This is a genomic window from Aurantiacibacter sp. KMU-128, assembly GCF_056933515.1.
In genome coordinates, this window is record NZ_JBXORT010000001.1 from 1,056,986 (window position 1) to 1,070,697 (window position 13,712).

General features: G+C 62.9%; 10 protein-coding genes and 1 tRNA gene. 2 read left to right on the top strand and 9 right to left on the bottom strand.

Features of this window, described 5'->3' with window-relative positions:
- Positions 1 to 80: 80 nt before the first annotated feature.
- The 7 genes from pstA to recJ form a co-directional block, all read right to left on the bottom strand.
- The gene (gene pstA, locus ACS0VV_RS05375; protein ID WP_483531697.1) at positions 81 to 1,331 is read right to left on the bottom strand and encodes a phosphate ABC transporter permease PstA; all 1,251 of its coding nucleotides are present in this window, start codon (positions 1,329 to 1,331) and stop codon (positions 81 to 83) included.
- Entirely contained in the window at positions 1,324 to 2,706 is a 1,383-nt protein-coding gene (gene pstC, locus ACS0VV_RS05380; RefSeq protein ID WP_483531698.1) for a phosphate ABC transporter permease subunit PstC, read from the bottom strand. The genes pstA and pstC overlap by 8 nt, the downstream gene beginning before the upstream one ends.
- 17 nt (positions 2,707 to 2,723) lie before the next feature.
- Positions 2,724 to 3,770 carry a substrate-binding domain-containing protein gene (locus ACS0VV_RS05385; RefSeq protein WP_483531699.1) on the bottom strand — a complete coding sequence of 349 codons (1,047 nt, stop codon included), beginning with the start codon at positions 3,768 to 3,770 and terminating at the stop codon, positions 2,724 to 2,726.
- 114 nt (positions 3,771 to 3,884) lie between these two features.
- On the bottom strand, positions 3,885 to 5,258 hold the full coding sequence (locus ACS0VV_RS05390; protein WP_483531700.1) for an OprO/OprP family phosphate-selective porin: 1,374 nt from the start codon (positions 5,256 to 5,258) through the stop codon (positions 3,885 to 3,887).
- Positions 5,259 to 5,389: 131 nt separating this feature from the next.
- Complete coding sequence (locus tag ACS0VV_RS05395; RefSeq protein WP_483531701.1) at positions 5,390 to 6,574, bottom strand: sensor histidine kinase; 1,185 nt, start codon at positions 6,572 to 6,574, stop codon at positions 5,390 to 5,392.
- A 95-nt stretch (positions 6,575 to 6,669) separates the two neighbouring features.
- Positions 6,670 to 6,744, bottom strand: a tRNA-Glu gene (locus tag ACS0VV_RS05400).
- A gap of 91 nt (positions 6,745 to 6,835) precedes the next feature.
- The gene (gene recJ / locus ACS0VV_RS05405) at positions 6,836 to 8,629 is read right to left on the bottom strand and encodes a single-stranded-DNA-specific exonuclease RecJ (RefSeq protein ID WP_483531702.1); all 1,794 of its coding nucleotides are present in this window, start codon (positions 8,627 to 8,629) and stop codon (positions 6,836 to 6,838) included.
- 204 nt (positions 8,630 to 8,833) lie between these two features.
- On the opposite strand from recJ, the gene ACS0VV_RS05410 reads away from it, so the two are divergent.
- Positions 8,834 to 9,583, top strand: coding sequence for a hypothetical protein (locus ACS0VV_RS05410; RefSeq protein ID WP_483531703.1), 750 nt, complete (start codon positions 8,834 to 8,836; stop codon positions 9,581 to 9,583).
- Between the two features lie 50 nt (positions 9,584 to 9,633).
- On the top strand, positions 9,634 to 10,200 hold the full coding sequence (locus ACS0VV_RS05415; protein ID WP_483531704.1) for an AHH domain-containing protein: 567 nt from the start codon (positions 9,634 to 9,636) through the stop codon (positions 10,198 to 10,200).
- Here ACS0VV_RS05415 and ACS0VV_RS05420 read toward each other — a convergent pair.
- Both ACS0VV_RS05420 and leuA read right to left on the bottom strand, forming a co-directional pair.
- Positions 10,132 to 11,772: an ATP-binding protein gene (locus ACS0VV_RS05420; RefSeq protein WP_483531705.1), complete on the bottom strand. Its 1,641-nt coding sequence runs from the start codon at positions 11,770 to 11,772 to the stop codon at positions 10,132 to 10,134. The genes ACS0VV_RS05415 and ACS0VV_RS05420 overlap by 69 nt on opposite strands.
- A 90-nt stretch (positions 11,773 to 11,862) precedes the next feature.
- On the bottom strand, positions 11,863 to 13,560 hold the full coding sequence (leuA, locus tag ACS0VV_RS05425) for a 2-isopropylmalate synthase (RefSeq protein WP_483531706.1): 1,698 nt from the start codon (positions 13,558 to 13,560) through the stop codon (positions 11,863 to 11,865).
- Positions 13,561 to 13,712 lie beyond the last annotated feature (152 nt).

Below are 13,712 nucleotides of genomic sequence, written 5' to 3' on the forward strand. Positions count from 1 at the left end.
CACCTCTTTGGGTTCGACATTCTCGGCCACCTTTTCGGCGGGCGCCTCTGCGGCAATGGGGGATTCGGCGGTTTCTTGCATCACCATTTCTTCTCGAAGCGGTTGCGCAGATAGATGGCGAGGCCATTCATCAGCAGGAGGAATATCAATAGCACAATAATCGCCGCACTGGTGCGTTCCACGAACCCGCGGTCGATTTCGTCGGACCACAGGAAGATCTGCATCGGCAGCACAGTGGCGTTGTCGGTGAAGCCCGAAGGCGGCGTGGCCACAAAGGCGCGCATACCGATCAGCAGCAGCGGTGCGGTTTCGCCCAGAGCGCGGGCCATGCCGATGATCGTGCCGGTGAGGATGCCGGGCAGGGCGAGCGGCAGGACATGGTGGAACACAACCTGCACCGGTGATGCGCCCACTGCCAGTGCGCCGTCACGGATGCTCGGCGGCACCGCCTTGATGGCGTTGCGACCCGAAATGACGATCACCGGCATGGTCATCAGCGCCAGCGTCATCCCGCCGATCAAAGGTGCGGAGCGGTAACTGGGGAAGATGGTCAGGAAAACGGCCATGCCAAGCAGGCCGAAAATGATCGAAGGCACCGCAGCGAGATTGTTGATCGAAACCTCGATCACATCGGTCCAGCGGTTCTTGGGTGCATATTCTTCCAGATAGAGCGCCGCCATCACGCCGATGGGGAACGCGAGCAACAGCGTGACGATCATCGTCAGCATTGAGCCCTTGAGCGCGCCCCAGATACCCACCAATTGCGGGTCGGTCGCATCGGCGCGGGTGAGGAAGCCGGCGTCGAAATTGTCTTCCAATACGCCCTGCTCGGCCAGTTGCTGCGCCAAGGGTTGCAGATCGACCTGACCGTCTCCGGCATAGGCGCTTGCCAGATCCTCGCTGGTGGGCAGCCAGAAAGTCGCTTGGCTGCTGAGCAGCGTCGGATCGGCGTGAATTTCCTCGGCGACCAGGCGCCACGCTTCGCCATTGATATGCTGCGCGCCTTCTTCGCCGAGAGTTTGTTCGGCGCTGAATTGCACCACTTCGCGCAAGCCCTGACCGCTCAGCCGCTGCGTCGCTTCGATAGCGGTCAACTCCTGCGGCGGCAGCGAAAGGCCCATTTGGGGGAAGTCGATATCGACTTTGACTTCGGTCCGCTGGAAGCCGCCGAGGCCATTGATCGTCATCGTGGTCAACAGGAATAGCAGCACGATCACCGAGAAGACGATGGCCGACAGGCCGAGCGCCTTGAACCGGCGCTCTGCCGCGTAACGCTTCTTCAGCCGCGCTTCGAAGGCGGGGGTGCGGGTGGGGGTAACGCGATCACTCATATGCTTCACGGAACCTCTTCACAACGCGCAGGGCGATGAAATTGAGCGCCAGCGTCACCATGAACAGCACGAAACCGAGCGCAAATGCGGCCAGGGTGGCGGGATGGTCGAAGCTGCCTTCTCCCGTCAGCAAGGCGACGATCTGCACCGTCACGGTGGTCATCGATTCGAGCGGGTTGGCCGACAGGTTGGCGGCCGTGGAAGCGGCCATCACTACGATCATCGTTTCACCGATGGCGCGGCTGATCGCCAGCATCACGCCGCCGACAATGCCCGGCAGCGCGGCGGGCACCAGCACGCGGCGGATTGTTTCGTTGGTGGTCGCGCCCATGGCGAGCGAGCCGTCGCGCATCGCCTGCGGTACGGCGGCAATGCTGTCATCCGCCATGGAGGAGACGAAGGGAATAATCATCACGCCCATCACCAGACCGGCAGCAAGCGCACTCTCGCTCGACGGGTTCGAATAGCCGAGCGCCACGGCGAAATCGCGGATTGCAGGGGCAATCGTCAGCGCGGCGAAATAACCGTAAACCACGGTGGGAACCCCGGCGAGAATTTCCAGCGCGGGCTTCACCCAGGCGCGCAGCTTGGGGTGGGCGTATTGGGTGAGATAGATGGCGCTCATCATACCCAGTGGGATGGCCACGATCATGGCAATGATGGCACCGATAAACAGCGTTCCCCAGAACAGCGGGATCGCGCCGTAACGGTCGCCTTCCACCGCTCCAGTGCTCATCGGATCGGGGTTCCACTGGATGCCGAACAGGAAGTCCAGCGGACTTACCATCCCGAAGAAGCGCACCGTTTCGAACACCAGCGTCACCACGATGCCGAAAGTGGTCAGAATGGCAACGAGCGAGGCGATGAGCAGCGCCACCAATACCAGCCGTTCGACCTTGGTGCGCGCGGCAAAATCCGGTTTCAGCCGCAAGAAAGCCCATGCCGCCCCGGCACCGGCAACAATCGCGCTCACCAGCAAACCGATGAGGCTGTAGCGCGATTGCGCCTCGCGGAACCGCTCGGCCAGCGCGTAGGCGTCTTCGTTCAGCACCTGCGCGGTGCTGCCATTGGCGATATTGCGCGCCTCGATCAGGATGGCATCGCGGCGCAAGCCGAAATCGGGCAAACCTTGCGCTTCGGGGCTCGCAAGCACGTGGCTGAGCACGAGATTGCCGGAAATGCCGTTCCACAGCAGCAGCCACAGCACCACCGGCACCACGATCCACAGCGCGGCATACCAGGCGTGGTAAGTGGGAAGCGAAGCGATCCGCCCGTCAGGGGCGGATCGCTTGAAGGTCCAAGCCCGCGCACGGGCAACCAGCCAACCGGCGAGACCCAGCCCGATGGCGAGGAGAAGCGGCAAGACTGGAGACATTACGCGGGCTCACACCTCTATTGCAGGTCTTCGGCGGTCAGCGTCGGTAACTCGGTCGTGGCTGCCGTCATGGCCGCCATGACGTCGCCGCGATTCGGAACCAGACCGATTTCTGCCAGTGGCCCGTCTTCACCCCAATTGGCAACCCAAGTGGCAAGAAATTCCTCAAGACCGGGGATCACGCCGATGTGGTCCGCCTTCAGATAAATGTACAGCGGACGCGCGCCGGGGTAGGAAAAGTTGGAAATATTCTCGTAAGTCGGCGCGACGCCGTTCATCGACAGGCCTTGCACACGGTCGGCATTGGCATCGAGATAGGAGAAGCCGAAAATGCCGATGGCATTCGGGTTAGTTTCGATCTTCTGCACGATCAAATTGTCCTGTTCCCCCTGATCGACATAGGCGCCGTCCGAACGCACTTCGGTGCAGATGCGGTCATGCGCGTCTTCGTCGCTTTCCTTGAGCGCTTCCATCGCCGGATTGGCGTCGCAGCCGACTTCAAGGATCAACTCTGCCAGCGCGTCGCGCGTGCCCGAGGTGCTAGGCGGGCCGTAAACGAGGATCGGCAGATCGGGCAGCGAGGGGTCGATATCCGACCAGTTTTCAGCCGTCTGCTCTTCGCCATAGGGGTTGGCGGCGATGGCGCGGTAAACGATCTCCGGCGTCAGATCCATGGTGATGCCGCCCTGCGCGCTGGCTAGCGCGATGCCGTCCATGCCGACCTGGATTTCGACGATGTTCTCGACACCATTGGCCTGGCAGGTCGCAAACTCGTCCGGCTTCATGCGGCGCGATGCCTGCGCGATGTCGGGAGTGGTGAAGCCGACGCCCGAGCAGAACTGCGCGATGCCGCCGCCAGTGCCGATCGATTCGATGTTGGCGGCGGGGAATTGCGGGTGCTCGCGGCTGAAGATTTCCGAAATGCGCGTGGCAAACGGGAACACTGTGGACGATCCGACAGCGTGGATCGCTCCACGGCTATTTCCGCTGGCGCTGTCCTGACCGCCGCAAGCGGTAAGGGCGGTTGCGGCGAGAGCGGCAACGGCAAGGGAGAACTTCTTCATGGTCTGTGACCTCACTTCTGGTTGTGAACTAGCGGCCCTCTATTGCGATCATGCGACAGATTTGCGTCACATCGCGGTCTTATTTGCAATCGGGGGCGGTGAATACGGGTAATCCTAAAAATCGAACTCGGCGCGCATACCGATCACGTCGGCAGTATAGTCCTGCTCCCCGCCCGGCAGGGCGAGCGGGGCATCGTCATATTCCAAACGGCCGTAATTGAACTGGAAGCGCGTGTAATCGGTGGTCGTCCAGATCAGGCTGCCGAAGATGCCGTTCTGGCTGCCGCCGGTGATCCCGGCGTCGGCATCGTTCAGCTCAAGGTAGTCGTAGCGCAGATTGAGCTGCACCGAACCGATGCCGCCTTCACCCATGGGGCTGCTGGGACGGGTGCGGTTGAAGCGCCCGCCGCGATAGCCGCGCGAATCGCCGGGGGTCAGGAAAATGCCCGCCTCGACAAACGCGCCGTGGAAAACGGCATCGTCCATCATCGGAATGCCGCCGACTTCCTGCCGGTATGCTTCGGCATGGACGTGCAGCGGGCCACGGATTGCGGCAAATTCGGCGCCAAGGCCGAATTCGCTCTCCGCATCGAAGCTGCCCGTGTTGACGAGGCGGTTCGAGGTGAAGTGCACCAGCGGACGCTGGCGGTAGCGCACCGTCTCGCCTTCGCCGATCTCGGCATAGTGGATCGAGCCACCAAAGTGCAGTTGTGTCTCCCCGACTTCGGGCAAGAAGGCCGCACGGCCATCGACGCTCCAGCGGTCGCTGCCGGGCAGATCGCCCAGATTGTCCGAGAACACGCCGGCCTGCACCAGCACGGGGCCGGAACCGTATTCGGCTGCCACGCCGAGCCGGCGGCTGAAACCGAAGGCGTCGGTGAATGCGGCGCGTTCGAGGAATGACAGGAAACGGCTGCTGGTCAGCTCTTCCATCGACTGGAAATTGTTAAACTGGCCTGCCGACAAGGTAATGTCGCCCGCGCCATACTCGATCAGCGCATCGGTAATTTCGACTTCGCCGCCAGCGAATTCCAGCTCCATCTTGTAGGCGAAGCCACCGGGGATATTGCCCTCTACACCCAGCCGTGCGCGGCGGGCTTCGGCGTCGAAACCGTCGGTGAGGCCAAGGCCATCGGGCAGGACGGTCCAGCCCGCATCGAGCATCAGGCGGCCGAAGGGCTTGAAGGAGAAACCGTCCTCGCTCTCAATCTCCGCTGCCGCGCCCATGCTCACCTGTGTCGGGACATCGGCGGTGACCGAAGGTGCAGGCGCGGCCTGTTGCGCTGCAACGGCGTTTGCTGCTGCGGTGTTTTCCGACTCGATTGCGTCAAGCCGCGCATTCACCGCAGTGAGCTGGGCAGTCAGGCTGGCGACTTGCGCGCGCAGTTCCTCGACTTCACTTTGGTTCGCGTTTGCGGCGTCCTGCGCGGCGACAGGCGTCGCGACGAAAGCCAAGGCGGCCAGCGGCAAGGCATAGATTGATTTCATCGCGCGTGTCTCATTTCGGTCATATGTCTAAAATGTGACCGCGCCCCTAGGCGTGTCACATGACACTTATGTGACAGCGGAAAATTGCCTGTGGATAGCTCTCTGGCAGCGCAGAGTGCGAAGGGTGTGGCTCAGGTTAGGCCGGCGACTGGAAGGCGGACGGTGACATTGGTTCCTTCTCCCAGCGTGCTCTGGATATCGAGTCGTCCGCGATGCCGTTCGACAATGTGCTTGACGATGGCGAGGCCCAGCCCGGTGCCACCGGCAGCACGGCTGCGGCCCGGATCGGTGCGGTAAAAGCGACGGGTCAGATGCGGAATGTGCTCGCGCCCGATGCCTTCGCCGCGATCAATAATCTGCACCACCGCCATGCCGCGCTCTCCCAATGCAAGCGAAACCGTTACCGGCGTGCCCGGCGCGCTGTATTTCAGCGCATTGTCGACCAGATTGCGGATCAGCTGTTCCAGCTGGCTCTGCGCACCGCGAACGTGGAGCGCCTGCTCTTCCAGCACGAATTCAAGGCGCTCGGCGCGATCGGGTCCGGCGCCATCGCGCGCTGCCTGCTGGATCAATGGGACAAGATTGATAACATCACGCGGTTGATCGTGCTTTTCGGCTTCCAGCTTGCTGAGGCTCATCAGATCGTCGATCAGCGATTGCAGCCGCCGCGCTTCTTTCAGAACGGTCTGGTAGAATTTGCCGGCCTTTTCGGGAGGCAAATCGGGGCCGGTCTCGTCCAGCGTTTCCATATAGCCGATGATCGAGGCGAGCGGCGTGCGCAGTTCGTGGCTGGCATTGGCCACAAAATCGGAATGGGCGCGGCTGACATCGGCTTCGGCGGTGCGGTTGATCAGTTCGACCAAGCTATAGCGCGCGTCAATGCGCTGGCAGGTCATCTGCCAGTTGCTCTTGGGGCCGGTCAGCCCCTGCACGGTGACCGAGCCGCCACCCTCTCGCGAAAGCAGATCAATCGCTGCCGGATGCCGCAAGGCGACTCGCGCATCCTGCCCCAGCACATGGCGGCCGATTTCCTCGCGCGCCTGCGCATTGGCGACGATGATGCGGTTCTGGTCGAGCAGCAGCACGGGCAGACCCGAATGCTCCACCAGATCGCGCATTCCCGATGTCGTGAGCGTCAGCCCCTCGGGCTCTGGCGGGCGTACTGGCGGCGGGGGCGGCGCGGAAATCCAGAAGGAGGCGATCCACAGGACAACAACGATGACGGCAAACAGCCAATCCGCGCCCGAATAGACCAGCGCGCCGCCGGTCAATATGGCGATGATTATTCCGGCAATCGGAAAGAATCGTTCCGTCATGCGCGGTGCTTTGGCGCAGAAGCAAGGCTTTGGCCAGCGCCTGCACAATCGTGTCACATTGTCGGGAAGTGCGGACTGCTGCCGCCTGCCATCGGTGGTGACCCCTACGGGAATCGAACCCGTGTTTCAGCCGTGAAAGGGCCGCGTCCTAACCGCTAGACGAAGGGGCCACACGCGATGGAGCGGCGCAATTAGGCGGGTGTTGCGATGCGGTCAAGCCCAATTGCGGCGATTATTTCGCCTTTATTGCACTTTGCCTGTTCAATCGGCCCAGGCCGCGTCTTCTAGGTGCAGTTCGGCAGCGGGGCGGCTGCCCCAATCATCGATCTTGGCACGCCCCGCCAGCCAGACGCGCCGACCGCTCGAACCGTGGAGCAGCGCCTGACCCATCGGCGATTCGGCAGCACGGAAGGCGATGCCCTTGAAGCGCCCGCCATCCTGACCTGCAGCGATCACCCGCAAATGATCATTGCCCACGATATCGGCCTTCACCAGCGTAACCGGCCCGACCGCGATGCGCGGCCCCGGCCAGCCGACACCATAAGGGCCTGCGCTTTCCAGCGTGTCCACAAGCTCTGGCGTCAGTCCGGCGGGGGCAACGGCGAGGTCGAGGGTCATTGTCTGCTCGGCAGAGGCACGGGCGACCGGGCCTTCCAGCCGTTCGGCCAACCAGTCGCGGAAGGCGTCCATCTTGTCTGCTGTGATTGTCAGTCCCGCCGCCATCGCATGCCCGCCGCCCTTGACCAGCAGGCCTTTGTCGCAAGCGCCGATGATGGCCGCACCCAAGTCGACGCCCGCAATCGAGCGGCCCGAACCCTTGCCTTCTGGCCCTTCATCATCGAGCGCGATGACAATACTCGGTTTCCCCGACTTCTCCTTGATGCGTCCGGCGACAATGCCAATCACGCCCGGATGCCAGCCGCGACCGGCGCAGATCACCACGGGACTGTTATGCTGTGCATCGAGTTGCGCTTCGGCGGCCTCCTGCACCGCTGCCTCGATCGCGCGGCGCTCATCATTGAGGCGGGAGAGCTGCTCGGCAATCGCGCGCGCTTCGTCCGCGTCTTCGGTGGTGAGCAGCCGCACACCCAGTGTCGCTTCACCCACGCGGCCACCAGCATTGATGCGCGGGCCGAGCGCAAAGCCGCAATCGCTGGCCGAGGGCGCGGCTTTCAACCGGCTCGCATCGATCAGCGCCGCCATGCCGGTATTGGCGCGCTTGGCCATCACTTTGAGCCCTTGCGCGACGAAGGCGCGGTTGAGCCCGCGTATCGCCGCAACATCGGCAACGGTGCCAAGCGCCACCAGATCGAGCAGTGCCATCAGATCTGGCTCACGCCGGTGCTGGAAATAGTCGCGCTGGCGAAGTGTCCGTACGATCGCAATGGCGAGCACGAAGGCGACGCCCACTGCCGCCATATGCCCGTGCTCCGCCCCCGCATCGCTTTCGTCGAGCCGGTTAGGATTGACCAGGGCATAGCTGCGCGGCAATTCAGGCGAGCATTTGTGATGGTCGACCACGATCACGTCGATTCCGGCATCATGCGCCATGCCTAGCGCCTCATGCGCCATCGCGCCGCAATCGACGGTGACGATCAGGCTCGATCCCGCTTTGCCGATTTTCAGCAGCGCTTCGCCGCTGGGGCCATAACCTTCGAGCAGCCGGTCTGGAATGTAATGCTGCGCTTCATGTCCCAGCATTCGCAGCAGGCGGATTAGCAGCGCGGAACTGGTCGCGCCATCGACGTCGTAATCGCCATAGACCGTCATCGGCTCGCGGGAAATCACCGCTTCGGCAATGCGTTCTGCGGCGCGGTCCATGTCGGCAAAAACGGACGGATCGGGCAGGAAGTCACGCAAGGCCGGACGGCGATGGATCTCGATGGCCTCCCGTGCGACGCCGCGAGACAAGAGCAGCTGTGTCTGGATATTGTTGCCAAGGTCCGCGACGCCGTATGAGGACGCGGCATCGACCTGCATATTGCCTCCGCGCCAACTCCAGCGTTTGCCCGAAAGCGAGTGTTCGACACCCAGAACCGAAAGATGTGCATCCATGGCCAAAGCATAGCCATCGGCGCCTGCGCAGGGAAGTGTCTCGGTTTTCGAGCTTTTGCCCAGGGCAGGCTTTACCGCAAGGCAATCAAATCAGTAGTATTGCGGCACTGCTTGCGTTCGAATCGACGCGATGGACAGAAACCGGCATGGCGCTGTCCGGTGCAGGGAAGGGTGGAACCGATAGCTAGCGCGCAGAGCTTGGAGATGCCGAACGCTGTTTGTGGCAGCTCGCTGCTGTTCGCCCCCGGAGAGCGACCGGCAGCAAAGGCGATTCATGCGGCGGCTCATGCAAGCGACGGGTTCACCGTCAGTTTTGACCCTGCGGGCGAGGGTGCCGGTGCTGAGGGCTGGGTGGAGCTGATGGCCAATGGCCTTACGTTCGATCTTACCGGCCTTGCCCCCGGTGTGCCCGATCTGAGACCGCATTGCGAATATGTGTTTGGCATTAGCCCGGTGGACATGCCCCGCGATTGCGAGGCGATTACACTGGTGCCGGGCCCGCATCTCACCAGCGGGATGATGGTGTTTCCAGTGGTCCGTTTGCTCGCATCGCTGACGGCCCAACTGGCCGCCGCACTCAATGCCCGAGGCGTCGCCTGGCACGCAGCCCGCACGTGCTGCGAGGCGGGATATTTTGCCGACGGTGTCACCCACTGGATTGAAGGCGGGGTGTTCCCTGGCCTTGGGCTGACTGCGCTCAATACGCAGGGGGAAGATGGTCTGGTGAGCGAAGGACTGGCACTGTTCACCGGCCAGGAATTGCACATCCCTCGCGAATCCTACGGTGATCCGGTGCAGGCGGTGAAAGTGGCGCTGCGCATTGTGAACTGGCTCGTCGAGCATGGGCGTATTGACTCGGTTGAAAGTTTCACCGGCCCTGATGGCGCACCGCTATGGCTTGAACCTGTGGACAACTCTGCCATTCTGCGGCTGTGGAGGGGACCACCAGCCTAGCCGGGGCACAAGCCGTTGGCGCCGTAAGGTCGCTGCAAAATCGCAAACCCGTGCCCTTTCGTGCCATCAACCGGCACGGCTCGCCCGGCTGGCAAGCGGATATGCAGCGCCATTATATCTTGCCTTTACAATTGTTGCGTCTCCCACCGCTCGCCGCGATGTTCGCGAGCATCGGCAGTCCGCGCATGCAGTTCGACGATTTTCGCAGCAATGGCTTGCTGCTTCCAGCTACCGATGCCGCTGCACGCCGCACCGGGATGCCGCTGCATAGGGGGCCGCACCGTCACTATAACGAGCTGACCGCAGAGCGGGTCGGGCAGATAGAGGCGGGATGGCATCGCGCCCGTTTGCGGACCCCCGAAATCGCGCGGCAAGAGGCGTTGATGCGGCTCGAACTTTTGCGGCGGGCACTGCGACGGCGGTTGCTGCAACAAGGTGCGCGGCGCTTCGTGCTCAATCGCAAGGACCCGTTTCGCGCGGGCGTCGACTTCTCGATGCTCGATGCGATGGTTGATCAGCTGTGGCAGGCGAGCGGGAACGAGGCGATTTCAGGCAGCAGCCTCGAAATGCGGCAATTCCCTCCGCAGGGCGTGCAGCCGGTCTTCGACGCTTGGTAAGCTCGCCAGCCTGTGCTCCAACCGCCGCGAAGCTTCCCCCAGCTCCGGCTCGCCGAAAGTGGCGGCAACGCCTGCAAGCCGATGCAATTGCTGCGCCAGATCGGCCCAGTCGGCCTGCCCCGGCGCGCGCTCCAATGTCTGCCGCAGAGTATTGAGAAGATGCAGCTTGCGCGAGCGGTATCGGTCTTCCAGCCGACCGTCCGGTTTGCTCGGCGCGGGCGGATCCACCAGTCGTCCCGGCCCGAGCCAGCGCGCCAGTTCGCGGGCCAGCGCGACCGTGCTCACCGGCTTGCCGAGATGCGACTGCATTCCTGCTCGGGCACAGGCGGCAACATCCTCGGCGTAGCAATTGGCGGTGAGTGCGATCACCGGCAGTTGTTGTGCGTCAAAACCCAGTGCCCGCAGGCGGCGCGTCGCCTCCAGCCCGTCGAGGCGCGGCATCATCACATCCATCAGCGCGGCGGCAAAAGGCCTGCCAGCGTCGGCGGCGGCAACCACAGCGGCAACCGCATCCTCACCATTGTCGACCAGATGTGCTTCCAGCCCCAGCGTTTCTGCCATGGCCAGTATCAGCTCCTGATTGATCCCGTGATCCTCCGCGATCAGCACGCGCGCCCCGCGCAGGGCATGCGCGCTTTGCCCACGCCTTGCCTCAGGGCGCGGCGGCGAGACGGGCGCGGGCGGGGCGGCGACGTCATGCAACGGCAGACGGATAGTGAATTGCGTTCCCACGCCCTCGCGCGATTGCACGCTGATATCGCCGCCCATCATGCCGATGAGCTGGCTGGAAATCGCCAGCCCAAGCCCGGTGCCGCCATAGCCCCGCGCAATCGTACCTTCGCCTTGCCGGAACGGCGTGAAAATGTCCGCGAGCTTGTCCCCGGCAATGCCTACGCCTGTATCGATGACAGAGAGCAGCAACTGGCGGCCATTGCTGCTGTTTTCGATCCGCGCTTCCATGTCGATGCCGCCGCATTCGGTAAATTTGATCGCATTTCCGAGCAGGTTGAGCAGCACTTGCCGAATACGCAGCGGATCAAGCTCCATCGCCTGCGGGACAGCTTCGTCCACCCACATCCCGATCGAGAGGCCTTTGGAGCGCGCCATCGGCTCCATCAGCTTGATGCAATGTTCCAGCTGCGGGCGCAGCTCGGTGGGTTCGGGGGCTATGCGCATTTCGCCCGATTCGATCTTTGCGTGATCGAGAATGTCGTTGAGCAATTGCATCATCGCGCGGCCCGAATCGGCGATCAGCTGCACATGGCTACGCTGCGCCTCGTCGAGGTCGCTTTCGAGCAGCAATTCTGTGAAACCGACCACGCCGTTCATCGGAGTGCGGATTTCGTGGCTCATATTGGCGAGGAAGGCGGACTTGGCCTGCGCTTCGTCGCGCGCAAATTGGCGGGCGGCGGCTAGTTCGGTCTGCATTTCCTTTGCGCGGACATTTTCGGTTTCGGAGTGGGATTGTGCTTCGGCCAAGCGCATTGCCCGCTCGCGCCAAAACAGCCCGGCAAACAGCACGGCGAGCACGGCCAGCGCAAGGGACGCCATCAGCGCGAGATTCTCCAGCATCGGGCACACCATCCATTGCGACGGGCAATGCGATAGCGGTGGTGCCGTTAGCGGCTGGCAAGCGGGGGGCTACGGAAGTGTCCTTATGGCTCAATAGGGCGGCGTGCCGGGCCCTTGCGAGGCGGCATTCGCGGCGCTGAGCAGAGCGCGCACGCCCGCGCTCGCCACATCCTCGTCCATCCCGACGCCCCAGCCGCTGCGGCCATCGGGTGCAGCCCACTCGATATAGGCCGCCGCATTGGCATCGACGCCCGAACCCAGCGCGTGCTCGGAATAATCGGTGACTTCAAAGTCGAGCCCGAAACTGTCGCGCAGGGTCGCCAGCACCGAAGAGATCAGCCCCTTGCCGCGTCCCGAAACGCGCTGTTCTACGCCATCGACTTCGACCGTGCCGGTGAAGATGCGCGTGCCGTCCGAGCCGCGGCTTTCCTCGTAATCGACCAGCTTGAAGCGCCGCTTGTCGACTTGCAGGTAATAGGTCGTGCGGAAGCAGTCCCAGATATCCGCCGCGTTGAGCTCGCGTCCCAGATCGTCGGCCAGATGTTGCACATGGCGCGAAAAGTCGGCTTGCAGCCGCTTGGGCAGTTTCAGCCCTTGGTCCTGCTGCAGCACCCAGGCGAAACCGCCTTTGCCGCTCTGCGAATTGACGCGGATCACTGCTTCGTAGGAGCGGCCCAGATCGGCCGGATCGATCGGGAGATAGGGCACACGCCAGCCTTCGTCATTCTGCCCCTCGCGCGCCTCGAAGCCCTTCTTGATCGCATCCTGATGGCTGCCGGAGAAGGCGGTGAACACCAGTTCGCCGCCATAGGGGTGGCGCGGGTGGACGGGCAGGGCGTTGCAATACTCCACCGTCTCGATCACGCGGTCGATGTCGCTGAAATCGAGGCCGGGATCGATGCCCTGCGTGTACATATTGAGCGCCACGGTGACGAGGCAGCAATTGCCCGTCCGCTCGCCATTGCCGAACATACAGCCTTCGATCCGGTCAGCGCCCGCCATCAGGCCCAGCTCCGCAGCGGCAACGCCCGTGCCGCGGTCGTTATGTGTGTGCAGGCTGATGACCGCCGCATCGCGGTTCGGCAGATTGCGGCAGAAATATTCGATCTGGTCGGCATAGACATTGGGCGTTGCCGCTTCGACTGTGGCGGGCAGGTTGAGGATGACGGGCCGATCTGCCGTCGCGCCCACCGTCGCCATCACCGCCTCGCAAACCTCCAGGCTGAAATCGAGTTCGGCGGTGGAAAAGGTCTCTGGCGAATACTGGAAATGCCAGTCAGTGCCGGGCCGCTTCGCCGCCTCGTCCACCAGCAATTGCGCGCCTTTGATCGCAATCGCTTTCACTTCTTCGCGGCTCATCTTGAACACGATCTCGCGCCATGCGGGGCTGACCGCATTGTAGAGATGGACGATGGCCGAATGCGCGCCTTCAAGGCTTTCGAAGCTGCGCTTGATCAGATCCTCGCGCGACTGGGTGAGGACTTGGACCACGACATCGTCGGGCACCTTGTCGGCATTCACCAGCCAGTTGATGAAGCTGAATTCGGTCTCGCCTGCCGCCGGAAAGCCGACCTCGATTTCCTTCACGCCCAGCTCCACCAGCAGATCGAAGAAGCGGGTCTTCTTCGCGCGGTCCATCGGGTCGATAATCGACTGGTTGCCATCGCGCAGATCGGTGCTGAGCCAGCGCGGCGGCGCGGTGATGGTGCGGCTGGGCCATTGCCGGTCGGGCAGATCAACCTGCGGGAAAGGACGGTATTTGGCGCTCGGATCGCGGAGCATGGGCATGGAAAGCTAAGCCTTGTTCGACTGGGTTCGGTGCGATGGAGAAGCCCTTAGGCGGTGTGCCTGCAATGCGCAGGCAGAACGGCACGCCTAAGGGCGTGTAAGTCGAAGCAGAAGCAGGCTGTAGGCCGAGTGCATAGCAGTAGGCTTAGCGG

Coding starts and splice junctions, on each gene's coding strand:
- pstA (WP_483531697.1), bottom strand. CDS start 1,331: ATGAGTGATCGCGTTACCCCCACCCGCACCCCCGCCTTCGAAGCGCGG.
- recJ (WP_483531702.1), bottom strand. CDS start 8,629: ATGGATGCACATCTTTCGGTTCTGGGTGTCGAACACTCGCTTTCGGGC.
- pstC (WP_483531698.1), bottom strand. CDS start 2,706: ATGTCTCCAGTCTTGCCGCTTCTCCTCGCCATCGGGCTGGGTCTCGCC.
- ACS0VV_RS05420 (WP_483531705.1), bottom strand. CDS start 11,772: ATGCTGGAGAATCTCGCGCTGATGGCGTCCCTTGCGCTGGCCGTGCTC.
- leuA (WP_483531706.1), bottom strand. CDS start 13,560: ATGCCCATGCTCCGCGATCCGAGCGCCAAATACCGTCCTTTCCCGCAG.
- ACS0VV_RS05385 (WP_483531699.1), bottom strand. CDS start 3,770: ATGAAGAAGTTCTCCCTTGCCGTTGCCGCTCTCGCCGCAACCGCCCTT.
- ACS0VV_RS05410 (WP_483531703.1), top strand. CDS start 8,834: ATGCCGAACGCTGTTTGTGGCAGCTCGCTGCTGTTCGCCCCCGGAGAG.
- ACS0VV_RS05390 (WP_483531700.1), bottom strand. CDS start 5,258: ATGAAATCAATCTATGCCTTGCCGCTGGCCGCCTTGGCTTTCGTCGCG.
- ACS0VV_RS05395 (WP_483531701.1), bottom strand. CDS start 6,574: ATGACGGAACGATTCTTTCCGATTGCCGGAATAATCATCGCCATATTG.